The organism is Paractinoplanes bogorensis, assembly GCF_018829635.1.
GTDB lineage: Bacteria > Actinomycetota > Actinomycetes > Mycobacteriales > Micromonosporaceae > Actinoplanes > Actinoplanes bogorensis.
In genome coordinates, this window is the sequence record NZ_JAHKKG010000007.1 from 105287 (window position 1) to 131758 (window position 26472).

General features: G+C 69.6%; 25 protein-coding genes and 1 riboswitch. Of the genes, 11 read left to right on the top strand and 14 right to left on the bottom strand.

What is annotated here, in order from left to right; all coding sequences use genetic code 11:
* Positions 1 to 17 precede the first annotated feature (17 nt).
* Entirely contained in the window at positions 18 to 1310 is a 1293-nt protein-coding gene (gene eno / locus KOI35_RS22985) for a phosphopyruvate hydratase (RefSeq protein ID WP_215789843.1), read from the top strand.
* Here the strand turns inward: eno and KOI35_RS22990 are convergent.
* Positions 1260 to 2225 (bottom strand): LacI family DNA-binding transcriptional regulator, encoded by a 966-nt coding sequence (locus tag KOI35_RS22990; RefSeq protein WP_215789845.1) that lies wholly within the window; start codon positions 2223 to 2225, stop codon positions 1260 to 1262. The two genes, eno and KOI35_RS22990, sit on opposite strands and share 51 nt — an antisense overlap.
* 73 nt (positions 2226 to 2298) lie before the next feature.
* Between KOI35_RS22990 and KOI35_RS22995 the strand changes: the two genes are divergently transcribed.
* The 4 genes from KOI35_RS22995 to KOI35_RS23010 all read left to right on the top strand — a co-directional run bounded on the left by KOI35_RS22995 (position 2299) and on the right by KOI35_RS23010 (position 10397).
* Entirely contained in the window at positions 2299 to 3402 is a 1104-nt protein-coding gene (locus KOI35_RS22995) for a phytanoyl-CoA dioxygenase family protein (RefSeq protein WP_215789848.1), read from the top strand.
* A 124-nt stretch (positions 3403 to 3526) separates the two neighbouring features.
* Positions 3527 to 6424, top strand: a complete 2898-nt coding sequence (locus KOI35_RS23000; RefSeq protein WP_215789850.1) for a CHAT domain-containing protein — start codon at positions 3527 to 3529, stop codon at positions 6422 to 6424.
* Entirely contained in the window at positions 6421 to 7827 is a 1407-nt protein-coding gene (locus tag KOI35_RS23005) for a hypothetical protein (protein ID WP_215789852.1), read from the top strand. The genes KOI35_RS23000 and KOI35_RS23005 overlap by 4 nt, the downstream gene beginning before the upstream one ends.
* Positions 7824 to 10397 (top strand): CHAT domain-containing protein, encoded by a 2574-nt coding sequence (locus KOI35_RS23010; RefSeq protein ID WP_215789854.1) that lies wholly within the window; start codon positions 7824 to 7826, stop codon positions 10395 to 10397. Before KOI35_RS23005 ends, KOI35_RS23010 begins: the two co-directional genes overlap by 4 nt.
* On the opposite strand, the gene KOI35_RS23015 is transcribed toward KOI35_RS23010, so the two are convergent.
* Entirely contained in the window at positions 10394 to 10801 is a 408-nt protein-coding gene (locus KOI35_RS23015; protein WP_215789856.1) for a hypothetical protein, read from the bottom strand. The two genes, KOI35_RS23010 and KOI35_RS23015, sit on opposite strands and share 4 nt — an antisense overlap.
* Positions 10798 to 11037 (bottom strand): hypothetical protein, encoded by a 240-nt coding sequence (locus tag KOI35_RS23020; RefSeq protein ID WP_215789859.1) that lies wholly within the window; start codon positions 11035 to 11037, stop codon positions 10798 to 10800. Before KOI35_RS23020 ends, KOI35_RS23015 begins: the two co-directional genes overlap by 4 nt.
* A 189-nt stretch (positions 11038 to 11226) precedes the next feature.
* Here KOI35_RS23020 and KOI35_RS23025 point away from each other — a divergent pair, with 189 nt between their 5' ends.
* On the top strand, positions 11227 to 11646 hold the full coding sequence (locus KOI35_RS23025) for a cyclic-phosphate processing receiver domain-containing protein (RefSeq protein WP_215789861.1): 420 nt from the start codon (positions 11227 to 11229) through the stop codon (positions 11644 to 11646).
* A 143-nt stretch (positions 11647 to 11789) separates the two neighbouring features.
* On the opposite strand, the gene KOI35_RS23030 is transcribed toward KOI35_RS23025, so the two are convergent.
* The 6 genes from KOI35_RS23030 to KOI35_RS23055 form a co-directional block, all read right to left on the bottom strand.
* Positions 11790 to 12227, bottom strand: coding sequence for a DUF7674 family protein (locus tag KOI35_RS23030; RefSeq protein ID WP_215789863.1), 438 nt, complete (start codon positions 12225 to 12227; stop codon positions 11790 to 11792).
* A 136-nt stretch (positions 12228 to 12363) separates the two neighbouring features.
* On the bottom strand, positions 12364 to 13359 hold the full coding sequence (gene dhaK / locus KOI35_RS23035) for a dihydroxyacetone kinase subunit DhaK (protein WP_215789866.1): 996 nt from the start codon (positions 13357 to 13359) through the stop codon (positions 12364 to 12366).
* The gene (gene dhaL, locus KOI35_RS23040) at positions 13356 to 13973 is read right to left on the bottom strand and encodes a dihydroxyacetone kinase subunit DhaL (RefSeq protein WP_215789869.1); all 618 of its coding nucleotides are present in this window, start codon (positions 13971 to 13973) and stop codon (positions 13356 to 13358) included. Before dhaL ends, dhaK begins: the two co-directional genes overlap by 4 nt.
* Complete coding sequence (locus KOI35_RS23045; protein ID WP_215789871.1) at positions 13970 to 14725, bottom strand: HAD-IA family hydrolase; 756 nt, start codon at positions 14723 to 14725, stop codon at positions 13970 to 13972. The genes dhaL and KOI35_RS23045 overlap by 4 nt, the downstream gene beginning before the upstream one ends.
* Entirely contained in the window at positions 14722 to 15582 is an 861-nt protein-coding gene (locus tag KOI35_RS23050) for a class II fructose-bisphosphate aldolase (protein ID WP_215789885.1), read from the bottom strand. Before KOI35_RS23050 ends, KOI35_RS23045 begins: the two co-directional genes overlap by 4 nt.
* A 25-nt stretch (positions 15583 to 15607) precedes the next feature.
* Positions 15608 to 16309, bottom strand: a complete 702-nt coding sequence (locus KOI35_RS23055; protein WP_215789887.1) for a helix-turn-helix transcriptional regulator — start codon at positions 16307 to 16309, stop codon at positions 15608 to 15610.
* 40 nt (positions 16310 to 16349) lie between these two features.
* Between KOI35_RS23055 and KOI35_RS23060 the strand changes: the two genes are divergently transcribed.
* From KOI35_RS23060 to KOI35_RS23070, 3 genes are all read left to right on the top strand, one after another.
* Complete coding sequence (locus tag KOI35_RS23060) at positions 16350 to 17504, top strand: glycoside hydrolase family 32 protein (protein WP_215789890.1); 1155 nt, start codon at positions 16350 to 16352, stop codon at positions 17502 to 17504.
* A 36-nt stretch (positions 17505 to 17540) separates the two neighbouring features.
* Entirely contained in the window at positions 17541 to 18338 is a 798-nt protein-coding gene (locus KOI35_RS23065) for a phosphotransferase family protein (RefSeq protein WP_308121125.1), read from the top strand.
* 188 nt (positions 18339 to 18526) lie between these two features.
* A complete protein-coding gene (locus KOI35_RS23070; protein WP_215789892.1) occupies positions 18527 to 19273 on the top strand; it encodes a CYTH domain-containing protein in 747 nt (248 codons plus the stop codon).
* A gap of 4 nt (positions 19274 to 19277) precedes the next feature.
* Here KOI35_RS23070 and KOI35_RS23075 read toward each other — a convergent pair whose 3' ends face one another.
* From KOI35_RS23075 to KOI35_RS23085, 3 genes are read right to left on the bottom strand one after another with little or no spacing between them, the layout of a single operon-like run.
* Positions 19278 to 21218 (bottom strand): potassium transporter Kup, encoded by a 1941-nt coding sequence (locus tag KOI35_RS23075; protein ID WP_308121126.1) that lies wholly within the window; start codon positions 21216 to 21218, stop codon positions 19278 to 19280.
* A gap of 37 nt (positions 21219 to 21255) precedes the next feature.
* Positions 21256 to 21942 carry an NADPH-dependent F420 reductase gene (locus KOI35_RS23080; protein ID WP_215789896.1) on the bottom strand — a complete coding sequence of 229 codons (687 nt, stop codon included), beginning with the start codon at positions 21940 to 21942 and terminating at the stop codon, positions 21256 to 21258.
* A 17-nt stretch (positions 21943 to 21959) separates the two neighbouring features.
* Entirely contained in the window at positions 21960 to 22997 is a 1038-nt protein-coding gene (locus KOI35_RS23085) for an LLM class flavin-dependent oxidoreductase (protein WP_215790813.1), read from the bottom strand.
* A 76-nt stretch (positions 22998 to 23073) separates the two neighbouring features.
* Here KOI35_RS23085 and KOI35_RS23090 point away from each other — a divergent pair, with 76 nt between their 5' ends.
* Together KOI35_RS23090 and KOI35_RS23095 are read left to right on the top strand one after the other, a co-directional pair.
* Positions 23074 to 23553, top strand: a complete 480-nt coding sequence (locus tag KOI35_RS23090) for a MarR family winged helix-turn-helix transcriptional regulator (protein ID WP_215789899.1) — start codon at positions 23074 to 23076, stop codon at positions 23551 to 23553.
* A gap of 89 nt (positions 23554 to 23642) precedes the next feature.
* Entirely contained in the window at positions 23643 to 24491 is an 849-nt protein-coding gene (locus tag KOI35_RS23095) for an NAD-dependent epimerase/dehydratase family protein (protein ID WP_215789901.1), read from the top strand.
* Here KOI35_RS23095 and KOI35_RS23100 read toward each other — a convergent pair.
* A complete protein-coding gene (locus KOI35_RS23100; protein ID WP_215789903.1) occupies positions 24464 to 25510 on the bottom strand; it encodes an FAD-dependent oxidoreductase in 1047 nt (348 codons plus the stop codon). The genes KOI35_RS23095 and KOI35_RS23100 overlap by 28 nt on opposite strands.
* A 1-nt stretch (position 25511) precedes the next feature.
* Positions 25512 to 26300, bottom strand: a complete 789-nt coding sequence (locus KOI35_RS23105; RefSeq protein ID WP_215789905.1) for a DUF1684 domain-containing protein — start codon at positions 26298 to 26300, stop codon at positions 25512 to 25514.
* A gap of 50 nt (positions 26301 to 26350) precedes the next feature.
* Positions 26351 to 26467: riboswitch (SAM riboswitch) on the top strand.
* The last annotated feature ends 5 nt before the right edge of the window (positions 26468 to 26472 follow it).

The following is a 26472-nucleotide window of genomic DNA, read 5'->3' on the forward strand; positions in this document are numbered from 1 at the left end:
GTGCCAGTCTGGCCGCTATGACAGCCATCAGCAGAGTGCACGCCCGGCAGATCCTGGACAGCCGCGGCAACCCGAGCGTCGAGGTCGACGTGGAGCTGGCCGACGGGTCGCGGGGCCGGGCCGCCGTGCCGTCCGGCGCGTCGACGGGGGCCAACGAGGCGGTCGAGCTGCGCGACGGCGACCCGCGGCGCTTCCACGGCAAGGGCGTGAGCCGGGCCGTCGCCCACGTGAACGGCGAGATCGCGGCCGCGGTGACCGGCCGGGACGCCGAGGACCAGGCCGCCGTGGACGAGGCGATGATCGAGCTCGACGGCACCAAGGACAAGTCGCGGCTGGGCGCCAACGCGATCCTCGGCGTCTCCCTGGCCACGGTCAAGGCGGCGGCCGAGGCCCATGACCAACCCCTTTTCCGGTACGTCGGTGGGGTCGGTGCGCGCCTCCTTCCGGTGCCCATGATGAACATCGTCAACGGCGGCGCCCACGCCGACAACCCGCTCGACTTCCAGGAATTCATGATCGCCCCGGTCGGCGCGACCAGCTTCTTCGAGGCCGTGCGGATGGGTGCCGAGGTGTTCCACACGCTGCGCCGTTCGCTGGCCGCGGCCGGGCACAACGTCAACGTGGGCGACGAGGGCGGGTTCGCGCCGAACTTCACCACGGCCGACGAGGCGCTCGGCTTCGTGGTCGGCGCGATCGAGCAGACCGGTTATCGGCCGGGCGAGGACATCGTGATCTGCCTCGACCCGGCGAGCTCGGAATTCTGGCGGGACGGCCGTTATGCGTACGCGGGAATGGGTCTCGACCGCACGAGTGACGAGCACATCGACTATCTCCTCGAGCTGGCCGGACGCTATCCGATCAGCTCGATCGAGGACCCGATGGCCGAGGACGACTTCACCGGCTGGAAGCGGCTCACCGCCCGGGCCGGTGAGCGCCTGCAACTGGTCGGCGACGACGTCTTCTGCACCGACGCCGACCGGCTGCTCGACGGCATCGAGGGCGGGTACGCCAACGCGATCCTGGTCAAGGTGAACCAGATCGGCACGCTGACCGAGACGATCCGTACGGTGAACACCGCCCACAAGGCCGGCTACCGCGTGGTGATGTCGCACCGGTCGGGCGAGACCGAGGACACCACGATCGCCGACCTGGCCGTCGGGCTGGGCTGCGGACAGATCAAGACCGGTTCGCTGTCCCGGTCCGATCGCACGGCCAAGTACAACCAGCTGATCCGGATCGAGGAGATGCTCGGCGCGAGCTCAGAATTCGACGGGCGGGGCGTTGTGCGGGGTGATCACCTGCACCGCTGACGGGTTGGTGCGGATCGGGCCCGGCAGCACCCCGTGGGCCTGGAGGATGGCATGACAGGCGCGCCTCAGGTCCGTACGCAAATCGTGGTGAAGGACGGCGGAGAGTCTGCGCTCACGCAGCAACGCCGTGTTCTCGCGATCGAGATCGTGGGCCACGAAGACGTCGTACGGGCGGCCCTGGAATGCCTCGACCACGGCCGCGTTGCCGCCGGCGCCGGCGTAGAGCGAGTAGATGGCGCGGATGGCCGGGTTCTGGTCGAGCGCGTCGCGGATCATGTCGACGGCATCGACGACCTCGGTTGCCGGGCGCGTCATCTCGGCCCGGAACCCGGCGGCCCGATCGTCTTCGCCCCGGAACGACTCGTGCCCCCGCACCACCAGCACGTCGCCGGGCCGGTCGCCGAGCCACTGCTCGATCAGATAGGCGGCGGTCGCCCCGGCGGCCCGGTTGTCCAGGCCGACGTAGGTGATGCGGGGGCTCGCGGGCAGGTCGGTCACCAGCGTGACCAGGGGAACTGTCAGTTTCCGACAGGCCGCGACGATCTCCGGACGGTCGGGGGCCTTGAGGATGACGCCGTGTGAGCCCGTCCGGCTGACCCGCTCGAGGGCGGGCACCACATCGCGTACGTCATGGAACCTGGCCCGGAACACCGCCGGCCGCAACCCCGGCAGCTCGGCCTCCATCGCGGCCCGGATGGTGGCCGAGAACCGGGCCGGCGCCTGCACGATCACGTCGACCATGAAGGTGCGGCCGCCCAGACGCACCTGGTCGCGCTGCCGGTCGAGGTCGGCGATGGCCTGGTGCACCTCGCGGACCGTGCTCTCGCGGACTCCGGCCCGGCCGTGCAGCACCCGGTCGACCGTCGCCTCGCTGAGACCGGCCTGCCCGGCGATCTCGCGGATCCGGTACCTCATGCCCTCACGATGAGGGCCTTTTGACGGGTTCTCAAGGGTCTGGCGCGCCGCCCGCGCACCTAGCGTGATGGCCATGACAAACACCTGGTTCACCGCAGCGGACTGCCGGCTGGAGGACTTCCGGGCCGTCTGCGAACAGAAGACCGACCTCGGCGACTATCCCCACGCGACCGACGTCGTCGACAACGTCCTCATCTATCCGGGCGACCTGGCCAACACCCGCGACATCCAGAGCGAGCTCATCCGGGCTCTGCGCGACGGCCCCGGCATCGTCGTTTTTACCGGCGCTTTCCGTACGGACGTGGTCGACCGCGCCACCGAAGTGTTCACGGCGCTCATCGCCTCCGGCGAGTCCGGCGGCGACCATTTCGCCCCGCCCGGCGCCAACGACCGGGTGTGGGGCGCGCTCGACAAGTTCGCGCTCCGCGACCCCGTCGCGTTCGCGCAGTACTACGACAACGACACGCTCGCCCTGATCAGCGAGGCCTGGCTGGGCACCGGATACCAGGTGACGTCACAGGTCAACGTGGTCAACCCGGGTGGCCCGGCGCAGGTCGCCCACCGCGACTACCACCTCGGCTTCATGTCACAGGAGCAGGCGCTGCGCTACCCCGCCCACATCCACGCGCTGTCACCCGTGCTGACCCTGCAGGGCGCGGTGGCGCACGTCGACATGCCGGTCGAGACGGGCCCGACGATGTACCTGCCGCACTCCCAGAAATACCCGGCCGGCTACGTCGCCTTCCACCAGCCGTCTTTCACCGACTACTTCAACGAGAACTACGTGCAGCTGCCGCTGGCCAAGGGTGATGCCGCGTTCTTCAACCCGGCGCTGTTCCACGGGGCCGGGACCAACCGATCTTCTTCCGTACGCCGGATGGCGAACCTGCTGCAGGTCTCGTCGGGCTTCGGCCGGGCCATGGAGTCGGTCAACCGGACGGCGATGGTGACCGCCCTCTACCCGGTGCTGCTGTCCTACGCCGGTTCGGTCGGCAACGTGATCGCCGCGTCGGCCGAGGGCTACGCGTTCCCGACCAACCTCGACCACGACCAGCCGCTCGACGGCCTGGCCCCGCGGACCCAGGCCGACCTGCTGCGCCAGGCGGTGGCCGAACGCTGGCCGGCCAACCGCTTCGAGTCCGAACTGGCCGCCGCCGACGCCCGCCGCCACGCGTAACGCTCCGGCACCCCGCCACGGTTCCGGAACGGATCCTCCGACCGGCCGTGGACCACGCCGGAAAATCCGGTGGCCTTTGTTGCGAGCGGTGAACACACTGGATCTCCCAGTGATCGGGAGGACGATGGAGACACCGCGCGCGCTTCCGGCTCCCTGGCTGGGCCGGACTCCGGAGATCGATGTGGAGGCTCTGCTCCGGCAACTGGAGGCCGAGGAGCCCACCCCGGACCGGCGCGATCTCGCCCTGGTTCTGCGGTATGCGGCGGGCCGCCTGGCCGACGCGGAATCCAAGATCCTTTTTGCTCAGTTACCGGATTTCCTCCTACGCGCCCAGCTCGTGCTCGATATCGCTGTCGAGTGGCGGATCCCCGCGGTGGAGCGTTGGGCGGTGGCCTGGCTCGAAGCGACCGGTCGCCCCTATCTGCGTACTCGCTGGTCCTCCCGGTCGAGGGACGGCCGGGAGCGGCGGGACCGGCGGACCCGGGCCGGTGACGTCACCGCGGTGGCCCGCTACGGAACGGGTGCCGTCTTCGGAACCGTCCGGGGTGTGGTCGCCTCATGGACGTCCGACGGCGAGATCCGCACGCTGGCCCACATGCCGGAGGACGTCCAGGTCCTGGCCCTGGCCTCGGACGGCGACCGAGTGGTGGCGGTCGGCGAGCACTGCGCTGTCACGACCGCCGGCTGGGCCGACGGGCCGTCCTCACCGGAGCGCCGCGCCAATCTGGTCGCCGTGGCGGTGGCCGACGGCGTGGTGGGCTGTGGCGACGAGGAGGGAACGATCCGTCGATGGCAGACCGGGTCCGGCTGGTCCGAGCCGGTGGTGGGCTACGGAACCGGTCGGGTGATCGCGGTGACCATCCGATCCGGCGCCGTCATCGCGGTATGGGCGGACGGGTTGGTTGCCGCCCTCGACGCGAACGGAACCGGCTGGGCTCCGCAGATCCCCCTGGGCGGGCCGGTGTCGGCCGCCGCCTGGGACGACCAGGGCGAGCGGCTCGCCTACGTCCGGTCCGGTGAGAAGGTGGTGCGGGTCGACGGCGAGCCGGTCCGGCAGCATCCCGGGGCACGTCTGCTCGCATGGTCGGCCGACGGCCGGCTGGCCTCGAACGGGCAGAGCCACCGGATCGCGATCGGGCCCCCGGACGGCCCCTACGACCTGCTGAGCACTGAGGAACGCACCGATGCCATCGTCTTCATCGGCCGGTCGTCCCTGGTCACGGCCCACCGCGACCACCTCGTGCAGTGGGATCTGACACTTTCCGGCAGCGACGACCCGACGCTGGTGGACGACCCGGTCGAGGCGATCGGCGTGAGCGATGCCGATCCGGGCGGCGCTGTGGTCGGCACCGCGTCGGGCCGGCTGATCGTGCATCGTGGGGACGGCGCCTCGATGGGGGACGAGGCCAAGGTGCCCTCGATCAAGGGTCTGGTGCCGTACGGCGCGGGATGGCTGATCGCCACTATGGCGGGTGCCTACGAGTGGGTGCCGGGCGGCCGGCTAAGGCAACTCTCATCGGTGCCGTGCAACAGCGTGACTGTACGGCGGGGTCGCGCGCTGTACGGCCGGGGCTCCGATGTGCGCGATGCGGACGGTTCTCGCCTGACGCGCATGCCGGCGACGGTCGCGCGTCTCCGGGCCGCCCCGGACGGCACCCTGGCCGTTCAGGACGTGGCCGGCCACCTGCGGATCATCACGATGGACGGCCGGCGGACGGACGTGGCCGTGGGGGCGGAGGAGTTGGTTACCGCGTTTCCCGGCGGCGCGCTGACCATCCGCCGGCCGACGGAGACGGAGCCGGCGACGCGGATCCGCGAGTGGCCCGGTCCTCGGCCGGCGGTGCGATTGTCGGCCGAGCCGGAGCAACTCGTGGCTTGGGGTGACGGTGAGCTCGTCGGTGCGTACGCGCGGGGAACTGCCGTGATCAGGCCCGGGCCGGACGGTGTCATCGTCGTCGCCGCCTCATTGTCGGCGTCGCGCAACGTAGCGGCCCGCGGCAGCCATCTCGTCGCCGCCGACGGCATCCGGCGCACCGGCTACGAACTACGCCGGCCCGGTCCGGGCAGTGGGGACGGCCGAGTGTCGGTCACCGCCTCCGCCGACGGCGCCGAGTGCCAGGTGCGGGTGGCCGACGGCGACCCGGTCCAGCTCGACCCCACGATCGTCCGTGATCTGCGGGAGCGGGCCGACCAGGACACCCTTCAAGGCCAGTCCGAGGCCGCCGACCTGGCCGGCGTACTCGGGGACGCCCTGTGGTCGGCCGGACTCGGCCGGGAGATCGATCGGGCCCGCGGCGACGATCCCGAGCGGCCGGTCCGGCTCGAGCTGGGGTTCGCCGACGGAGCTCCGGACTGGCTGGCCGATCTGCCGTGGGAGCTGCTGCACCGTCGATGGGCGCCGCTGATGTGGTTCGCCGACCCGCCGGTCACTCTGGTCCGGGTGGTGCCGCACGGGTCGGCGCCCCGTCCGGCCACGGCGACGCCGAGCCTGCTGGTGATGCGGGACAGCGACGATGCCCTCAAACCGGTCGGCGAGGCGTACGAGGAGATTCGGCGGCGTACCCGCTCGACGACGATCCGGCTGGTGCACGGCACCCCGGTCCGATACCCCGACGCCGCCCGGGCTGACCTGGTGCACCTCTGGGCGCACGCCACGCCCGTGGGTGTGGAGATCGACGAGACGTTGCACAGCAACGAGACGGTCGCGGACACGTTGGCCGCTCAGGGGGCCCGGTTCGTGGTGCTGGTCGGATGTTCCTCCGCCACGCTGGCCCGGCTGCTGGTCACCCGTGGGGTGGAGGCAGTGGTCGGCATGCGCGCAAAGGTCTACAACCGAACTGTCGTACCCCTCGTGGAAGGTCTGACCACGGCGGTCGTCCGGGGTGAGCCGGTCGACCAGGCCTTCGCGGCCGCCCTTCGGCAGTACGTCTTGACCGGACAACCGGGAGCCGCGGCCGTCCCGGTGCTCTATCTGCGGGCCGGCTCGTCCGGCGTCATCTTTGGAGGAGGACGAACACAGTGATCGAACACCTCACGTTCCACGAGTCGTTCGACTCGACCCGGGCCACCGCCGAATCCGCTGACACGGACCCCAATCTCACCCAGGGCCAGATCGAGGCGGTGGTCAGCCTGCTGCTCGGCCGATCACTGTCGGTCAACAACACCTATGCCTTCGATTCGCGCACGTTTCTGGAACTGGCCGACGTCGTGCTCAGCACCCGGGCCCAGGTCATCGAAGCGACCGAGGACAAGGCCGCCGTCGAGGAGCTGACCGCGGCCCGGCCGTTCGTGCTCCACCGGTTCCGCCAGCCCACCTTCCTGGTCGCCTGCGCCGACCAGCTCAACCGGACCCGGGAGAAGTTCGGTTCGGGCCTCTTCCGGCTCTCCGCCTGGAGCGAGATCAACGAGGACGCCGCAGCCCGCAAGGAACTCGCCGATCTGCTCCTGCGCATCGACGGCGGCGCGGTAGCGAAAATGCCCGGCTGGTTGGAAAAGACGCATCCGGCACTCGGCCCACGCGTCGAGACCCTGATCCGCCTGAACTCCTTCTTCAAACTCCCGGGCTCGAACCGGGATGCCCGAGTGCCACGCATCCCGGAGCAGGGATACATCGAGCATCTGCTCGAGGTGGCGGACGGGGATCAGGTCCGCTTCCACGCCATCGCCGCCGACCAGCAGTGCCCGCCACAGGTCGCGGACACGGTGCTGAGGGGCGTCCGCGAGCGGGTGGTCGAGGCCGGCCCGGCCGGGGTACGGCGAGCGTGGGTGCACGACGTCGTGGGCGCCACCGACCAGTCCGATCCTCAGCTGTTCGCCCGGCAACAACTTCAGGAGTTCCAAGACACCATCTACAACGCGGTGATGGCCGACTCGGCCTTCTCCCAGTTCGACTACATGTCGTCGACCCCTCGCACCGACGCGCGCGACGAGCTCAAACACGTCAACGCCTTGGCCGTCGGCATCATCCGCGACCGGCTCCGCCGCGATCAGACCGTCCCCCAGGACGCGGAACGCGCGGCCGACCGGATGAGCGGCCTGTTGTCGGCCGCGTCCGTTCTGCCACACGTGCCGAAGCACTCCCTCTCCGCGTTGTTCCGGGCCTACTGGGAGCTGCAGGCCGGCGAGCGGCTCCCCCAGTGGCAAGCCTCCACCCGGCAGTTGCACGAGATCCTGGGCGCCCCGGAGCGTAGTGACCGCCGCCTGCGCACAGCCTGGGCCGACCATCTGCGGCTGCTGTCCGAGACGCTGCCCGACGCTGTCGAGGCCGACGACGTCGAGCTGTGCGTGGCCACCGACGCCAATGACGGAGTCGTGCACAACCTGCGACTGGGATCGTTCGACGCCGACGAGCTCGACCGGTCGATCTCCGCCGGCGAGCACCTCGCGAAGGACTTCCTGAGCGACCTGGCCCGGCCCGCGCGATGACCGAGGCATTCGATCTGCTCATCGGCCGGTCCGGCGCGCCCGAGCCGTCCCTGCTGGCCTGGATCGCCCGCAACGCCGATCCGGCGGACTGGCCACGGGTGCTGCTGGCCGCCGAGCGGTTCGGTGGACTGGAATCGGGCGCGGCCTGGCCGGCCATCGGACTCGCGGTCCAGGAGATCGCGATCGCCTATGGCCAGGCCGAGCCGTCGCTGCCGGCCTGGCCCGAGCTCTTCACCCGTGACCTCGGCGGGCTGCTCGAGGAGGAGGTCGCCTGGATATTGCCGGAGGCTCCGGCGGAGCACCGTGCCGAGTTCCGCCGATCCGCCCTGAGCGAGATCGAACAGGCGCTGCTGTCCGGCCTCTACTGGTACGCCGCCCTGCTGATCAGTCACCTCGCGCCCTACCTCGGCTCCCTGCGCGACCGGGCCGGACGCCTGGTGGCGCAGCTGGCGAGCGGCTACTGGCGGGGGCACCTCATCGCTCTGGCCGGCCGGGAAGTTCCGGCCGGCTCCGCGACCGAGGAGGTGGATCAGTCGCACCCGGCAGCCGCCGACCTCGACCGAGCCGCCCGTGACATGTCCGTGGGCGAGTTGCGCGACCTGTGCCGACTCGCGTTGTCCATATTGCTCGGCGATCTCCCGGCCGATGCCGATTACCTCGCGCATCCCCATCGCTCCGTCCGCGAGTGGTCCGATCGGACCGAGCCGCTGGCGGTCGAGGACGCCCCTGCGCGCTGGGTCAACAACGGCATCGCCGATCCGGTCGACCGCACTCCCCGGCCGCCTGACCGCACCCTGCGCGTCGACACCGGATATCTGTTCTGGTTCGAGATTGCTGACGCGCCGCACCCGTCGGCCACCGTCCGGGAACCCGTCGAGTTCGAGCTTCCGGACGACGTCGCCGAGGGCGCGATCCTGCGGGTCACGCTGACCAGCCGGCCCGGTGAGCTGGTCGTCGAGGCCGGTCGTGAGACCGGCGAACTGGTCGTGGGGGCCGACGGGCGGGTGCGGGTGGCCCGGTCGCCCGACGGCTCGGCCGCGAGCGGGTCACGGCTGTTCTTCCCGATTCGCACCCCGGCTCAGGCCGGGCGGCACCAGCTCCGCTGCAACCTTCACTACGGCGGCCGCATCCTGCAGTCCCGCACATTGACCGCGATCGTCGACGAGGCGGAACGGGTGCAGCAGTGGGCTCTCGAGACCACCGTGGACTTCTATGGCGGCCAAGCACTCGACGGTGCCGCTCTGGCCGCGATGGAGCCGATCGACCTGTCGATCATGGTCGACGATCGGGCGCCGACCGGCGGCCAGACCGGGCTGGTGGTCGCGCAGGGCGCCGAGGTCGCCGCGGTCACGATGCCGATCGACGAGTTGCAGGAGCAGGTCGAGCGCACCCGATACGCACTGCGGACGGTGTCCCATCTGAACAAGAAGCAGCCGCGGCCCGGTGACTTCAAATACGACGACTACGAGGGCGCGTCCACCGTCGGGCCCGCGATGTTCCAGCGCGACCTCGAGCTGTTGGCCCGGCGAGGCTTCGACGCCTGGGTCGAGCTCGGCTTCGCCATCGCCGACTCGTTCGAGCGGTCCGGCCGGGCCGAGTTGCTTTCGCAGCCCGGTCCGCCCGGCGACGAAGACTCCGCGCTCTGGCGGTTGTCGGCCTGGCTGCGGCAGCCGCGGGTCATCGAGATGGCGAACGTCGCCGATTTCCGGATCCTGGTGCCGGCCACGATGATCTACGACCGTCCGCTGGCCCTGCGCGGCGCCTTGCAGATCTGCGGCACATTTCAGAACGCCCTGGCCACGCACGCGAATCTGTCCGCGGTGGAGTGCTTCCGCGGGAACTGCCCGAGCTGGGGCGACAAGAAGGTCCTCTGTCCCAGCGGGTTCTGGGGGTTCCGGCACCTGCTCGGTTCGCCTCAGTCGGTCGGCCCGCTCGGTGGCGCCGCCACCGGTCTGGACCTGAAGCCACGCAAGCAGACCATCACCTATTCCGGCCGTCCGCGCTGCGCCGTGGGCCGGGCCGCCGCCTTCGGGCGCGAACATCCGCTGTGGGTGAGCAGGCTGGGCGACGGATCTCTCCCGGTGCGCACCGACGCGGAGCGTTTGCTCGATGACCTGCGGCGCCGAGACCCCGAGCCACACCTGGTCTACTTCTATTGCCACGGCGACTTCTCCGACGGCATGCCGGTGCTCCAGTTCGACGAAGCCGGCGCGGATCAGATCGCCGCCACCGAGTTGGCGGCGTACGTGCGCTGGCCGACGAGCCGGCCCCTGGTCTTTCTCAACGCCTGCCGGTCGATCGCCACCGAACCCGAGCACGCGTCCAGCTTCATCAACGCCCTGATCCGGCGGGCCGGCGCCTCCGGCATGGTCGGCACCGAGATCATCACGTACGAGCGGCTGGCCGCGACCTTCGCCGAGCAGGTGCTCAACGAGTTCGTCACGCACGGACGCCCGATCGGCGAGGCGATGCGAACGGCCCGCCTCACGCTGCTGTCCCGCGGCAATCCGCTGGGCCTCATCTATACCGCCTACGCTCCGCCGCACCTGGCCATGCGGAGCGACACCTAACGCCTGGTGTACGGGTCCTGAGTGTCCGGGCCGGCGTCGTCATCGTCCGGCCGCCCGCCACCCATGGGCCGGGAAGCACGGCTGTTGTCGTCGGGACCCATTTCGTCCCGGCCGTACTTCGGGCGCCGGCCGTCCAGGAACCAGGCCAGGGTGAAGCGCTTGTTGATCACGACGAGGAGCAGCAGGACGATGAAGTAGGAGAAAAAACCCACGGCCAGACCGATGCCGTACGCCCCGAACAGCACGGTGTCGGACGGGAACAACTCGAGCACCGCGGCGCCACCGATCGCGCCCAGGATGCTCGCCACATCGGCCAGCTTGATCTCGGTGCGGTAGCGGTTGACGAAATAGGTGAACCACCCGATCACCGTTCCGAAGAAGAAGGCTCCCCATTCGGCGCTCATCCAGGTGTCTCCCTTTCGACGGATCGGCGGACACCCCACCGGAAGATCGCGTGCACGGCCATCCCGGCGACCAGCCCGGCCGCGATCTGCGGAGCGACACCGATGCCGGCCACCAGGGCCGGCACGCCAGTGGTCAGCACCGCGACCGCCGCGACCACACCGGCCGAGGGCCGGCCACCAGTGAGAAGCCACCAGCCGGCCACCAAGCCGAAGGCGACCCCGCCACTGATCAGCACAGTGGCGCACTGTAGCGGACAGTGCCACACGGTCGGCAGCGACTTGTCGGCGTTTCGACTACCGAAGTCGGCCCGATCGTGTATTTCCACGAAGCACGCCCTCCAGCCGGCCAACGCCCCGGGCCCGACGGGCGCTGCCTCCACACCTGAACGGGGTGCGGATCGAGGACGGCGGAGCATCATGTGGTGGTGGCAGTCAACGAAGTCAGGGTTCTCCTCGTCGATGATCTGCGGTCGTTCGTCGACGGCCGGGAGGCTGAGGTGGCCCGCACCAGCGCGGCCGGAACGGCGATCCTCGAGCGTTATCGGGATCGGCGTCTGGACGAACTGTGGCTCGACCATGACCTCGGCGCCGATGACACGATCTGGCCGGTCGTGGAGATGCTCGAGCGAGCCGCCTTCGACGGCCGCCCGTTCGATATCGGCGTCGTCTACATCCACTCCGCCAATCCGGCCGGCGTGCCGAAGATGGCTCAGGCTCTCCGGCACTGGGGCTACCGCGTCGTCATCGCCACCGGGTCGACGGAGGTCGGCTACGTGGACAAGCCCGACGCACCGCGGCTCGTCCGGACCGAGAAGCGAATTCAGCGCCGGCCGCGAACCGGATGACTTACCTTGTGCGCGCTGATGGCGCTGACCGGGCTGTTCCGGGCGCCGGGTGAAACAGCCCGCGGCGTGCTGCGGCCCGCGCTCGCCGACCGCGCCGGAAGGCAACAGATGTAGTGACGCGGGACCGCCATGGCGGCATTTCGTCAGTCGGGCTGGATGTCGGGAATCGGGGTTCCGAGTTCCCAGAACTTGTTGATCGCTTCCCAGTACTTCGCGGACAGCGGGCGGAGCCAGGGCCGGAACGCCTCGGGGTCAACGCCGCGCGAGGTGACGGTCTGCATCTGCATACCTTCGAGATAGCCGATCACGCCCAGCTCGGAGACGTACGGGTCGCCATGGAGGATCAGATGCTCGATGTAGTCGAAGGCGGCGTCGAACTCGCTCGTGTCGCCCGCGGCGACGCGATCGGCGAGGTGGCCGACCACCCAAGCCGCGTCCAGGTAGCCGAGACGACCACCGGGAAAGTCGGGGTCGGCGTTGTCTTCAGCTATCTCGGCCCACTCGTCCGACAGGGACGGAAGCGCAGTGAGCAGCAGCGCAGGGACCTGCTCGGCGGTGACACGTGCTCCGGTGGACCCCACGCGCGCCAGCCTAGCGAGGAGTCCTGACATCGCCGGCCCAGGGGACTTCACGCCTGCTACCTGGCCGCCGACGTCCGACCCGCGGACGTGCGGCCTCGGTGAAAGGGGGCCACACGTCCGTACGGGAAAAGCGGTCTCAGAAGACTCGGATGGCGGACTCGGCCGGGGCGTGCAACAGGGTCTCGATCTCGTCGTCGAGGCGGACCAGCGTGAGTGATGCGCCGGCCATGTCGAGGGACGTGCAGTATTCGTTGACGTAGCTTCGGCCGACCGTGATGCCCTGCGCGGCCAGGCGCTGGTGGGCCCGCCGGTAGAGGATGTAGAGCTCGCTGATCGGGGTGCCGCCGAGGCCGTTGATCATGAGGGCGACCCGGTCTCCCGAGTTGTAGGGCAGGTCGGAGACCACCGCGTCGAGCAGGTCGTCGGCGATCTGGTCGGCCGCGACCAGCCGGCGGCGTTCGCGCCCGGGCTCGCCGTGGATGCCGACGCCGAACTCGATCTCGTCGGCGCCCAGTTCGAACAGCGGGGAGCCCTTGGCCGGCGGGGTGCAGGCGGTCAGCGCGACGCCCATCGTCCGGGTGACGTCGTTGACCTTCCGGCCGATGCGCAGCAATTCGTCCAGGTCGGCGCCCTGTTCGGAGGCGGCGCCGACGGCCTTGATCACGAAGAAGTTGCCGGCCACGCCGCGGCGGCCGACCGTGTAGAGGGAGTCCTGCACGGCGACGTCGTCGTTGACAGTGAGGATCTCGCACCGTACGCCGTCCGCCTCGGCCATCTCCTTGCCCATGTCGAACGCCATCCGGTCGCCGGTGTAGTTGTTCACCAGCAGCAGTACGCCCTTGGGCGAGTTGAGCAGCTTCGCCGTCTCGTAGACGTAGTCCATCGGCGGCGCCGCGAACACGTCGCCGGGGCAGGCCGCGTCGAGCATGCCCTTGCCGACCACCATCACGTGGGCCGGTTCGTGGCCGGAGCCGGAACCCTGCACGATGGACACCTTGTTCTCGTTCGGCATGTCGGCCCGCATGATCAGGTTGTATGCGGGCACGTACTTGAGGGTCTCGGGGTTGGCGAGCGCGATCCCCTCGAGCATCTCGGGGACGAAGCTCTTCGGATCGTTGACGAATTTCTTCACGACGACGCTCCTTGTGTCGGCCAGATCTCGCTGATTCGTTCGGCCAGGACCGCAACCGCCATGGCTCCGGCGTCGACCGAACCGCGGCTGCGTTCCCCGGTGTAGGCGGCCCGCCCGCGTTTGGCGACCATGTCGCTGGTGGCGTCGGCCGCTTTCCGGGCCGCCGCCGCGGCCGCGTGGATGTCCGACGTCGCTTCCAAAGAGTCGGTGAACGGCACCAGCGCGTCCAGCAACGTCTTGTCGCCCACATCGGACTGCCCGCGCGCCTTGATGCCGTCGACGGCCGCCCGCAACATGGCTACGACTTGTTCGGTGGAGAGCTCGGATGCGCCGCCGGCCGCGCCACCCGCGCGCATGAACGCCGTGCCCCAGATCGGTCCCGACGTGCCGCCGATCCGGGAGGCGATGACCATTCCCGTACGTTTGAGGAAGGTCCCCGAGTCGGTCCGGTCCAAATCGTCCCAGCCCTCGAGGAGCTTCTCGAAGCCCCGGGCCAGCGAATAGCCGAAGTCGCCGTCGCCGACGACCGAGTCCAGGTCGCCGAAGTACTTCTCGTTCCCGATCGCGGTGTCGGCGATCGTCCGGACCACGAGTTCGGTCTTCTCGATGCTCATCGGGCTTCCTCCACACAGGCGCGCAGATCGTCGAGCGTCAGATAGTCGCCGGGCCGGGCCGCGCCCCGGTTGGCCAGCACCTCGATCGGCGGCCGGCCGGGGTCGCCCAGTTCCGAGACGACGAGTACGGACTCGGTGAAGTCCTCGGCCCGGGTGTAGTCGTTCACGGTCACCAGGCAGCGCAGGCCGGCACCGGTCGCGGCGAGCAGGCCGTTGCGCGAGTCCTCGACCACGAGCGTGTCCCGTTTGTCCAAAGACAGGCGCTCGACGGCCAGCTCGTAGATTGCCGGATCGGGTTTCTTGGCCGGGACGACATCTCCGGCGAAGACGGGAATGTCGGATGCACCGACCGCGTTGGCCAGCACCGCCCGGACCGACTCCTCGGCCGACGTGGAGGCGACCGCGACAGTCCAGCCGGCATCGATCGCACCGTGGATGACTCGCGCGATGCCGGGCCGCGGCGGGATCTTGCCGTCCACCACCAGCTGCTTGAACGCCGCAGTCTTGGCCTTGTGCCAGGTGACCAGCAATTCGGTACGGTCCGCGTCGCCGATAGCCGCCGCGAACGACGGGTCGGCGAACAGCGAGGCCATCCGCTCCTTCCCGCCGCCGATCTTGAGCTTCTCGCCGTACTGCTCCTCGGTCCACTGCACCGGCAACCCGAAACGCGCGAAGGTGGCGTTGAACGCGGGCAGATGTCCGTAGCGCTCGGTGTCGGCCAGCACGCCGTCACAGTCGAAGATCAGGTTCACCAGGCCTTCCCCGATCCTCCGAAGAGCCGGATGTGCTGCCGCGCCATCGCGAACACCGCCTCGCGCTGGGCCCGGAACAGGCTCGGGGGGTCCCACTTGTCCTTCTCCTGGGCGGCCCGCAGCTGCTCCAGCGACGACTTGAGGAAGCTCTCCTTGAGCGCGGTCGAGATGTTCACCTTGGCGCAGCCGCGCGCGATCAGGTCGGTGAACTGCTCGTCCGACAGTCCGGTGCCGCCGTGCAGGGCCATCGGGACGCCGGTCGCCTCGACCAGATCGCTCACCCGTTGCGCGTTCAGGGTCGGCGCCTGTTTGTACTGTCCGTGCGCGTTGCCGATGGCCGGGGCGAAACAGTCCACGCCCGTACGGGAAATGAAATCGACGGCTACCTCGAGCGATTGGATCTTCGACGCCTCGTCCGAGCCCAGGTCGTCCTCGACGCCCTGGATGCCCTCGATCTCCCCTTCGACATGCGCTCCCGTACGGCGGGCCTCCGCGACAACCTCAGCGGTCTGCTTGAGGTTGTCGGCCACGTCGAGCTCGTGCGCGTCGAACAGCACCGAGTTCCAGCCGCCGGCCAGGCAGTCCGAGATCACCGTACGGTCCGGGCAGTGGTCCAGATGCAGGGTGACCGGCACGTCGACACCACCCACGAGGGTGTCGAAGATGCCCTTGAGCTGCGCCCGGCCGTACTGCTTGACCGTCTTGACGGACGTCTGCAGGATGACCGGCGCCCGCTCCTCGACGGCGGCGGCCAGCACGGCCTCGATGCTCAGGTCATTGACGATGTTGAAGGCGGCCACCCCGTACCGCTCGGCGAGCGCGCGGTCGAGGATCTCCTTCATGGACACGACGGGCATGTGGCCAGTCAAGCCACGATCACCCTCACGCGGTATGGGGTGAATCCCCCAGGCCGAGCCAGCCGCAGTCGAGCGCGGTCACCACCGCCGCGGTCCGGTTCGAGGCGCCCGTCTTCCGCATGATGGCACCGACATGTTTCTCCACGGTTTTCGGCGAGAGTCCCAGCCGGGTCGCGATCTCACGGTAGGTCAGGCCCAGCCACATCAGCTCGAGCACGTCGGCCTCACGCGCGGTCAGCGGTGATCGAAGTCCGGGACGATCCGCCCGGACGATGGCCGCCGCCACGGTCTGGGTCAGCACTTCGAGATCATCGACGTCGCGCGTGGTGAACTCGCCGGCCCGCGGCGCGAAGGTCACGCTGACCGCGATCACGTCGCCGCGCCACCAGATCGGCACCGCCGCGGCCGGACCCCGCCGCACCGGATCGGAACCGGCCAGATGACCGGCGCGCAGTTGCCCGTACTCGGCGATGACCACCGGCCGGCGCCGCGCGAAGGCCCGCCCGGTGGCGCCCTCGTCGAGCGGGAACGTGTCACCGAGCCGGCACAGCGCGCCGTACTCGGCGGCCTTCGTGTACTGACCCGCCTCGGCGTCGACCAGCGAGACACTGCCCGCGGCCGAGCCGGTGAGCCGCGCCGTGTGCCGCAGCAGCCGCCGCAGCACGGGCGCCAGCCGCAGATCGCGGTATTCGTCCGCGATCGCGTCCTTGCCCTGCTCAGGCCTCACCTCTCGAACATAGGGTCCGGTTCCGCCGTACGGTAGTCCTGTGCACCCGGATCCGGCGTTCCCCCGCTTCCACGGCCGGCCCGATCGAGGCTGGGTCAACGATCCGAACGGCTGCTCGTACTTCGACGGGCGCTACCACGTGTTCTTCCAGCACAACCCGGACGAGCCCGTGCACGACCGGATCACCTGGGGACACATGAGCTCGGCCGACCTCGTGTCCTGGCGGTCCGAGCCGATCGCGCTGGTGCCGCGGGCGGGCGAACTGGATGCGTACGGGTGCTGGACCGGTTGTGTCGTCGACGACGGGGGAGTGCCGACGGCCGTCTACAGCGCGGTCGCCGACGAGTCCCACCGAGCTGCGGTGTTGCTGGCGCGAGGTTCTTCGGGGCGCTGGGAGCAGAGCTCGACGCCGGTCGTTCCGCCGCTCGATCGCGTACGGGACCCGTTCGTCTTCACGGTCGACGGGCACCGCTACGCGATCCAGGGCGGACGAGACCTCCTCCTGTACGGATGTGACGACCTCACGTCGTGGGAGCCGCTCGGCACGCTGCTCGACGCTCATCCGCTGGCCCCGGCCGAGATCTGGGAGTGCCCCAACCTGATCCGCTTCGGCGACCGGTGGGTGCTGCTGGTGTCGCTCTGGAACGACGGCGAGCTGACCGGCGTGCGCTACCTGGTCGGCGACCTGACCTGGCCCGGCCCGCGGTTCCGGCCGGTGACCGGCGGGCTGGTCGACCGGGGGCCGGCCTTCTACGCGCCGCAGGTGCTGGCGATGGACGACCGGGTGCTGATGTGGGCCTGGTCGTGGGAGCTCGGCCGTGACCCGGCCGAGCACGGCTGGGCCGGCTGCCTCACCTACGCCCGCGAACTGACCCTGGCCGGCGACGTCCTGATCTCCCGCCCGGCGCGCGAACTGGACGGCTTACGCGGCCCTCGTACGGACGGCTTGTCGGCACCCGGTCTTTGTTTCGAGGCGTTGCTCGGCCCCGGCCCGGCCGAGTTGTGGCTGGACGACACCCTGGTGGCGGAGTTCGAGGTGCCGGCGTCCGCACTCCAGCCACCCCGAGTGCTGGTCGACGGCTCGATGGTGGAAATCTTCGACGGCACCGCCACGCCGTACACGACTCGCGCCTACCCGACCGCGACCAGCCGCTGGCACATTCGTGGTGCCACGGACCATTTTGCCTTCGGCTGAGTGGTGACCGTGTCGGGGATTCCGGAGAGTCGTGATGTGGTCGAGGTCGCCAGCGTGGCGCGTGCGGCCGGCTATCCGGCGCGGACGATCGCCCGGCTGGGCGAGGGCCTCGACAACATCGCATACGAGGTCGACGGTGAGCTGATCGTCCGGTTCAGTAAAGCGGCCGGGTCGGACCGCGAGGCCCGGTTGCTCACCGTGGTCGCCGGGTTGTCGCCGGTGCCGGTGCCGACGCCGATCTTCGCGGATGCGGCGCGCGGATGTCTGGCGTACCGGAAACTGCCCGGCACCTCCCTGCTCGATCTCCCGTGGCCGCAGCGGTCGGGTTGCGCCGCGCCGTTGAACCGGCTGCTCGAGGTGTTGCACGCGGCGCCCGTCTCGCTCTTCGAGGGCCTGGTCGAGGAGGACGACCTGCCGGGCGGCGAGTGGCTGAGCGAGGCGGCCGAGTTCTACGCCGAGGTTGCCGCCATCATTCCGGCCGTTTTCCACGGCCGGATCGAGGCGTTCCTGGCCGCCCCTCCACCGGCCGGCGGCTACGAGCTGGTGTTCTCGCACAACGATCTGGGCGCCGAGCACGTCCTGGTCGACGATTCCGGCGCCGTGACCGGGATCCTCGACTGGAGCGACGCCGCGTTCGCCGATCCGGCCTACGACTTTGCCCTGCTCCTGCGCGATCTCGGCCCGGCCGCGATCCGCCCCCGCGACGACATCGCCGAGCGGGCCCTCTTCTACGCCCGATGCAGTGTGCTGGAAGACCTGGCGTACGGCGTCGACCGATATGTGCGGAACGGCCTCGCCGCGCTGGAGTGGCTCTTCCCCGTCCAGGGCACGTGATCTGCGCCATTCCCCTCATGGACAGCCGCAGGCTGCCGTTGGGGGGCTTCAGATCACACGTTAGGGCAGGTGATGTTCGGGTACCCCGCCGGTAGCATGGCTGACTTGCGGCTTTGAGGTAAATCGAACGCGCCACTAAGGTAAACGGCAAGTTAACGAGCGTAGGGGAACCGGGGTAGAGGACAGCAGTGACTGAAGCGGTCATGACCACGTGTTTCTGGCAGCCACCCGAGATCGGAAAGGTGCCGAAGGTCGAGCTCAAGGTGGCCGTCTCTCCGGCCGACCTGGCCACGCTCGGTGCGGATCTCCGAAACGGCGTTTCCCGTACGGTCTACTTCCTCGACACCCCCGGCCTGGCCTTGCGCAAGCGCGGTCTGATCGTCCGGGTCCGCAGCACCAAGGGCCGGCCCGGCGACGCCGTCGTCAAGCTCCGCCGCCCGGTGCTGCCCAAGACGCCGGGGTGGCTGCGCCGCGACGACGACTTCGCGGTCGAGATCGACGCGCTGCCCGACAACTACGCCTGCTCGGGCGCGCTCAAGCGAACCCTCGGCCGCAGCGAGGTGGATCGCACGGTGGCGTCCGGCAAATCGTTGACCCGGCTTCTGTCCGCGCAGCAGAGGCGCCTGCTCACGGCGTACGGGAAAACGCCCTTGACCGCTCTGCAGGTGTTCGGCCCGGTCGAGGTGCGGCGGTGCCGGCTGACCCTGGCCGCACTCGACCATCCGCTGGTCGCCGAACGGTGGCGCTTCCCCGACGGCTCGGTGATCGCCGAACTGTCCACCCGCTGCTCGTCGTCCCGGGTCTTCGAGGTGGCCGACGAGACGTCGAGCGCGCTGCGGGCGTACGGGATCATGCCCGACGACGAACCGCAGGTGACCAAGACCGAGGCCACCCTGCGCTTCTTCGCCCCGCGCCTGGAAGCGGAAGCCGCCTGATCGCTCAGACGTCGATGCGGGAGCCCATGATCACCGTGCGGTCGCGGGGCAGACTGAAGTATTCGGCCGCGTCGGCGGTGATGTAGGACGTGGCGATGAACAGGCGCTTCCGCCACGGGGCCATGGTGTGCGAGTCGCCGCGGGCCAGTTCGATCTTGGACAGGAAGTAGGACGCCTCTTCGACCGAGATCGCGCCCTCGGTCTGCTCGGCCTTGAGCATGCGTAGCAGGTGGGGGACGTCGGGCGTCTCCATATAGCCGTAGCGGGCGGCCACGTGGGTGATGCCGTCGCCCGCGTAACCCAGGTCGTCGATCATGATGCGCTGGTCGTCGGCCAGGCGGGGGACCGGCAGGGTCTCGATCGACAGGATGATCACGTGGTCGTGGCGGACGTGGTTGTGCTCGACGTTGGCCCGCAGGGCGAGCGGGGCGGTCTGTTTGCCCCGGTTCAGGAAGATCGCCGTGCCGGGCACCCGGGTCAGAGGGGGCTTCTGGGTCTGCAGCTCGTCGACGAACTCACGCAGTGAACCCTCGGCCTTGTCGCGCTCGGCGGTGACGATCTGGCGGCCGCGCTGCCACGTGGTCATCACCGTGAAGGCGATGACACCGATCAGCAGCGGCAGCCAGGCGCCGTGCACGAGCTTGGTCAGGTTGGCGCTGACGAACAACAGGTCGATCGCCAGCAGCAGGCCGCCACCGCCGATGACCAGCCATTTCGGCGAGTGCCAGCGGACCCGGGCGAAATACAGGAACAGCAGCGTGGTGATGGTGATCGTGCCGACCACGGCCATCCCGTACGCGTAGGCCAGCGCGGCCGAGCTGCGGAACGCGAACACCAGCACGAGCACCGCGATCATCAGCAGCCAGTTGATCCACGGGACGTAGATCTGGCCGATCGTCGACTCCGAGGTGTGCGCGATGCGCAGGCGGGGCAGATAGCCGAGCTGGCCGGCCTGCGACGCCACCGAGTAGGCGCCGGTGATGACCGCCTGGGCCGCGATCACGGTGGCCGCGGTGGCCAGGATGACCAGCGGCAGCCGGGCCCAGTCGGGCACGAGCAGGAAGAACGGGCTGGACAGCTTGCTGTTGTCGCCGAGCAGGAGGGCGCCCTGGCCCAGATAGTTCAGCGTGGACGCGGGCAGCACCAGGCCGAGCCAGCCGATCACGATCGCCCGGCGCCCGAAGTGGCCCATGTCCGCATAGATCGCCTCGGCGCCGGTGACCGCCAGCACGATGGCGGCCAGCGCGAAGAACGCGATGTGGAAGTTGCCGGCCAGGAACCCGATCGCGAACGTCGGGGACAGCGCCTCGAGAATGCGGGGCTCGTGGACGATGCCGCCGATGCCGGCCACACCGAGCACCGTGAACCAGGTGACCATGATCGGCCCGAAGAAGCGGCCGACCGTCGCCGTGCCGTGCCGCTGGAACGAGAACAGCACCACGATGATCACGGCCGTGATCGGGACGACCCAGCTCTCGAAGCCGGGCCGTACGGTCTCCAGCCCCTCGATCGCCGAGAGCACCGAGATGGCCGGGGTGATCATGCTGTCGCCGAAGAACAGCGAGGCGCCGAAGATGCCCAGCGCGGCCAGGATCACCGCCCCGCGCCGCCGGTTGGACGAGCCCCAGCGGCGCAGCAGCGTGATGAGGGCCATGATGCCGCCCTCGCCGTCGTTGTTCACCCGCATCACCAGCGTGATGTAGGTGAGCGTCACGATGATCATCACGGACCAGAAGATCGTCGACACCACGCCGAGGATGTTGCCGTCGCTGATCGGCACCGGATGCGGGTCGGCCGGGTTGAAGATCGTCTGCAGGGTGTAGATCGGGCTCGTGCCGATGTCGCCGTAGACGACACCGAGCGCTCCCAGCACCACGGCCGCCTTCAGCGGGTGGTTGGCGTGGTGGACATGGGGAGTCGCCGTTTCGGGCACCTCTTGGCTCACCGGCTCATTCTGCGCGCGTTGTGCCCTCTGGGAGGTCCTATCCGGCGTGTCCCCCACCACGAGCTTCCGATACCACACGGCCGCGCTCCGAGGCGGGGAACCGGTCGAGCATCGCCCCCAGTTCACTCGCCGCCTCATTGGCCCCAAAAGCCTCAGACCCGGGTTCCAGCCGTACGCCCTCAGCCAGCGCCCCGGCCCGCACCGGATCGAAGCCGAGGTCGTCCACGAGTCTCGCCACCGTGTCCACGGCGTCCGGATCGTCCCCGGCCAGCGCGATCGCCTTGCGCCCGGGCGTGCCGGCGGGCCGCGCGCCCTCCTCGAGGTCGTGGTAGCCCATGTGGTTGAACGCCTTGACCACCCGTGACCCGGGCAGGAAGGCCTGCACGATCTCGCTCGACGAGGTGCGCGGGTCGGTCAGGTCGTCGCGGATGCCGTCGACCTCCCACCAGTAGTTCATGGCGTCGACCACGAGCTTGCCGCTCAGCGCCGCCACCGGCAGGGTCTGGTGCTTGCCCAGCGGGAGGGCGAGCACCACGATGTCGGCCCGCTCGGCCGCGTCGGCGCTGGTGGTGGGCTCGGCCCCCGGCGCGAGCACGCTGGTGATCAGGCTGATCTTGGCCGGGTCGCCCGAGCCCGAGATCAACACTCGATAGCCGGCCGCGACCGCCAGCCGGGCCAGCACCGTCCCCACCTTGCCCGCGCCGAGGATCCCGAGCGTGGTCATGCGTTCTCCGCCTTTCGTCACGCCGTCTCTGCCAGCAGCTCACGCGTCATCGGCAGGACCTTGGTGCCGAACAGCTCGACCGCACGCATCCGGGCACTGGCCGGCATCGACCCGAAGGTGTAGATCATGTCGAACCGGCCGACGCCCAGCGCCTCGATCGCACGGGCCATCTTGCGGGCCACCGTCTCGGGCGAGCCGATGTAGAGCGAGCCGTGCTCGACCTCGTGCTCGAACTCCTGTTTGCGCAGCGGCGGCCACCCCCGCAGCGCGCCGATCCGGTCGCGCATCACCTTGTAGGGCGCGTAGAACAACTCCTTGGCCTCCTCGTCGGTGTCCGCGATGAAGCCCGGCGAGTGCATGCCGACCGGGTGCGCCACGGTGCCCAGTTGCTCGGCGGCACGGCGATAGAGATCGACGTACGGCGCGAAGCGGTCGGGCGCCCCGCCGATGATCGCGAGCATCAGGGGCAGACCGTACCGCGCGGTGCGCACCACCGACTGCGGGGAGCCGCCCACGCCGACCCAGGTGGTGAGGCGGCCGGAGTCGGTCTTGGGGAACACGTCGGCGTTCTCCAGCGCCGCCCGGGTGGTGCCGCTCCAGGTCACCGGCTTCTCGTCGAGGAGCTTGACGAACAGCTCGATCTTCTCCTCGAAGAGCTTGTCGTAGTCGGCGAGGTCGTAGCCGAACAGCGGGAACGACTCGGTGAACGAGCCACGGCCCAGGATCACCTCGGCCCGCCCGTTCGACAGCGCGTCGACGGTGGCGAAGCGCTGGAACACGCGTACGGGATCATCCGAACTCAAGACCGTCACGCCCGAGGCCAGGCGGATGTTCCGGGTCTTACCGGCGATGCCCGCGAGCACGGTCTCGGGGGAGGAGATCGCGTATTCCGGACGGTGGTGCTCGCCCAGCGCGATCACGTCGACGCCCAGCTCATCGGCGAGCACGGCCTCGTCGACCACCTGGCGGATGGCCGCGCCGTAGGAGAGAAGGTTGCCCTGGTCGTCCTCCGGCACGTCGCCGAACGTGTCGAGGCCGAAGGTGAGTTCCGTCATCATGAACCCTTCAATCTGATTGACGTGTCAATTATGCCCGCTACGATTGACACGTCAATTACAGGAGGATGTTGCGGTGAGCACACGGAGGTTCCCCACTCGGGACGAGCTGCGAATCTGGCGCGACTACCTGGAGACCGGCGACCTGGTGCGCGCCTCGCTGGCGGCCCGGTTGCAGCGCTCGTCCGGGCTGTCCCCCGGCGACTACGCCGTGCTGCTGGCGCTGAGCGAGGCACCCGGCGGCCGCATGCGGTCGTCAACCTTGGCCGAGACGATCGGCTGGGAACGCAGCCGGGTCTCGCATCACCTGGGCCGCATGGAGAAACGCGACCTGATCCGGCGCGAGAACTGCACCACCGACAACCGGGGAGCCGAGGTGGTGCTGGCGCCGGCCGGGCAGGCCGCCTTCCAGGAGGCGACGCGCCCCCACCTGCGAGACATCCGCGAAATCTTCGTCGACGCGCTCACACCGGAGCAGCTCGCCGCCGCGGGCGAGATCGCCGCAGCCCTGAGAGCCCAACTAGCCCACCCCACCGCACCCAGGGGGCTGGCCTAGAAAGTACGCGGCGCAAAAGGGGCGAACTAACTTATCCACAGGCTGCGGCCCGTGATTCGCCTGACAATTCGACGGAGTAGAACTTGGTCATGGCTCGTATCGCGGTGACCGGAGGCAGCGGCAAACTCGGCCGCGCCGTTGTCAAAGACCTGCTCGACCACGGCAACGACGTCGTCAACCTGGATCAGGCGGGCGGCGCGGACCCCAGGGCGCGGTGGACCAAGACTGATTTGTCGGACTTCGGCCAGGCCGTGGGAGCGCTGACCGGGGTTGACGACCGCTACGACAAGGTCGACGCGGTTGTGCATCTGGCGGCCATTCCGGCGCCGGGGCTGCTGCCGAACGCGGCTACCTTCCACAACAACATCACGGTCACCTACAACGTCTTCGCCGCGGCGCGGACGGCGGGCATCAAGAAGATCGTGTGGGCGTCCAGCGAGACCGTGCTGGGTCTGCCGTTCGAGGAGACGCCGCCGCCCTACCTGCCGGCCGACGAGGAATATCCGGCCCGGCCCAACTCGTCGTACTCGCTCGCCAAGCACCTCGAGGAGCAGATGGCGGCCCAGTTCTGCCGGTGGGATCCGACGCTGACGATGATCGGGCTGCGTTTCTCCAACGTGATGGAACCCGACGACTATCGCGCCTTCGCGGGGTACGACGAGGACCCGCACATGCGCAGCTGGAACGCCTGGGGTTACATCGACGCCCGGGACGGGGCGCAGGCCGTCCGGCGCTCACTCGCGTACGGGGAAACCGGTCTTGAAGTCTTTGTCATCGCCAACGCCGACACCGTGATGAGCCGGTCGAGTGCCTCCCTGGCCGCCGAGGTGTTCCCGGATCTGCCGCTCAAGAAGGACCTCGGCGAACACGAGACGCTGCTCTCGATCGACAAGGCCCGGCGCCTGCTCGGCTACGAACCCGAATACACCTGGCGCTGAGGGATGCGGAACCGCGGCGGACCGACCAGGTCGGCGGCCAGCTCGCCGATCGCCGGGGTGAACTTGAAGCCGTGGCCCGAGAAACCGGCCAGCACGACCAGCGGCCCCACCCGGTCGACGATGAAGTCCGAGGTTGGCGTGCTGGTATAGGTGCAGCTGATCCAGGTTGCGTCGTCGGGGTCGGCGCCGGGGATCCACTCCCGGACGTAGTCGCGGAGCTCGGCCATGCCGGTCGGCTCGGGCTGGAACGAGCGGCTGTCGGGGTCGACCACCGGGCCGGTGCCGTGGAAGCCGACCTTGATGCCCTCGCCGGGCGTGGCCAGGCCGTAGACGCTCCGGTCGCCCCGGTGGTGGATGAAGCTCGGAAACGACGAGGCCAGCGGGGCGAAGTGGGCCGGCTGCTCCTGGGTGACCCGCAGGTCGAGGAGGCCGGGCAGCAGCTTCGAGGTCCACGCGCCGGCCGCCACCACCACGCGCCGGGCGTGCAGTGTCTCCGACTCGGTGACCACCTCGACGTGATCGTCGCCGCGCGGAGTCACCGAGAGCACCCGCGTCTCGTGCCGCACCACCGCGCCCCGCGCCCGGGCGCCCGCCTGAAGGGCCGCTACCGCGTGATCGGCGTGTATCCGGCCGCTCGACGGGTGGAAGAAGACCGGGCCGTCGAACCGCAGGCCGGGCCACCGCTCGGCCGCCTCGCCGGGCGGCAGCCACTCGCCGGGGACGCCGGCCGCGGCCAACGCGTCGGGGATGAGCCCGACCGCGCCGTGGTCGACACCGCCGGTCAGCTCGAGCAGTGCGGGGTCGAGTTCCCGCCACAGCTCCAGCGCGCGGCGGGCCAGGCGGATGTAGTCGGGTTCGGCGTACGCGAGCCGGAAGATGCGGGACGCCCCGTGTGAGGCGCCGCGGGTGTGGCCGGGCTCGAAACGTTCCAGCAGCACCACGTCGGCGCCGCGGCCGGCCAGCGCCCACGCGGCGGCCGAACCCATCGCCCCGCCGCCGATCACCAGCGCGTCGAGCATGTCAGGCCACCCGCTCGTACGGGATCTTCTCGCCGGCCTCGACCGCGACCGGCAAGCGGTTCCCGGCGGGCGGCAGCGGGCACGTGGCGAAGTCGGTGTACGCGCACGGCAGGTTCGTGGCCCGGTTGAAGTCGAGCGTCACCGTGCCGTTGGCCGCGGGCGGGTCGATGGCCAGCGAGCGGTTGGCCGCGTAGGTCGTCACGCCCGACGTCTCATCGGTGAAGAGGGCGAAGAACGAGCCGGCCGTACGCCCGTTGAAGACGGTCAGCGACAATGGCGTGCCCAGCGCCTCGAACTCGACCACGCCCGGCGACGAGTAGACGTGTTCCAGACCCTCGACGGCCGCTCCTACGGTGACGTCGCGCGGCGTCTCATAAGCCACAAATCGCCCGTTCAGCTGCCACTTACCCGAAAATGCGTAGGTCGGCGTGCCGTGAAACTCCACCCGCAGCGGATTCGAAGGGTGACGCGGCCGGACCACGTCGAAGCCCCCACGCCGAGCCACCTCGATGACGGCGTCGCCCGAGACGGGAAAGACCCCGCCGCGCTCGGGCAGCACGCCGAACTCGTGCCGGCCGGTGAGCTCGACCCCGTCCAGCGTCAGGGATTCGCCGCTTTGCAGAACAACGAAGGGGCCGGACGGGCCGGTCGCCCACTCGCCGGGTGCGTCCGGGAAGCGCCGCGGCGTCGCGTCGAGGAAGTTGAGGCTGGTGACGGCCAGGAAACCGTGGGGGTCGGCCAGGGTGCGCTCGTGTTCGGCGTGCCACTCGGCCCAGTCCGGGGTGCTCATCCCTGAATCCTACTCCTGCGGTGGGATATCGGCTGATAGAGTGCGAGCCAGGTCATGAGTGCCAGCGCACAGCCCCGGCTTGCTGGCCGGCAACCCTTCCGTTCGCGATGGGGTGCCCCGGGTGAAGACCGGGTCCGCGCCCGTCCGGGTGCGGGCAAGCGCGAGCCTCCGG

What these genes read in the sequence shown, in the direction of transcription:
- eno (WP_215789843.1), top strand. Translation starts at nt 18, where the DNA reads ATGACAGCCATCAGCAGAGTGCACGCCCGGCAGATCCTGGACAGCCGC.
- KOI35_RS22990 (WP_215789845.1), bottom strand. Translation starts at nt 2,225, where the DNA reads ATGAGGTACCGGATCCGCGAGATCGCCGGGCAGGCCGGTCTCAGCGAG.
- KOI35_RS22995 (WP_215789848.1), top strand. Translation starts at nt 2,299, where the DNA reads ATGACAAACACCTGGTTCACCGCAGCGGACTGCCGGCTGGAGGACTTC.
- KOI35_RS23000 (WP_215789850.1), top strand. Translation starts at nt 3,527, where the DNA reads ATGGAGACACCGCGCGCGCTTCCGGCTCCCTGGCTGGGCCGGACTCCG.
- KOI35_RS23010 (WP_215789854.1), top strand. Translation starts at nt 7,824, where the DNA reads ATGACCGAGGCATTCGATCTGCTCATCGGCCGGTCCGGCGCGCCCGAG.
- KOI35_RS23015 (WP_215789856.1), bottom strand. Translation starts at nt 10,801, where the DNA reads ATGAGCGCCGAATGGGGAGCCTTCTTCTTCGGAACGGTGATCGGGTGG.
- dhaL (WP_215789869.1), bottom strand. Translation starts at nt 13,973, where the DNA reads ATGAGCATCGAGAAGACCGAACTCGTGGTCCGGACGATCGCCGACACC.
- KOI35_RS23050 (WP_215789885.1), bottom strand. Translation starts at nt 15,582, where the DNA reads ATGCCCGTCGTGTCCATGAAGGAGATCCTCGACCGCGCGCTCGCCGAG.
- KOI35_RS23080 (WP_215789896.1), bottom strand. Translation starts at nt 21,942, where the DNA reads ATGACCACGCTCGGGATCCTCGGCGCGGGCAAGGTGGGGACGGTGCTG.
- KOI35_RS23085 (WP_215790813.1), bottom strand. Translation starts at nt 22,997, where the DNA reads ATGACGGAACTCACCTTCGGCCTCGACACGTTCGGCGACGTGCCGGAG.
- KOI35_RS23095 (WP_215789901.1), top strand. Translation starts at nt 23,643, where the DNA reads ATGGCTCGTATCGCGGTGACCGGAGGCAGCGGCAAACTCGGCCGCGCC.
- KOI35_RS23100 (WP_215789903.1), bottom strand. Translation starts at nt 25,510, where the DNA reads ATGCTCGACGCGCTGGTGATCGGCGGCGGGGCGATGGGTTCGGCCGCC.
- KOI35_RS23105 (WP_215789905.1), bottom strand. Translation starts at nt 26,300, where the DNA reads ATGAGCACCCCGGACTGGGCCGAGTGGCACGCCGAACACGAGCGCACC.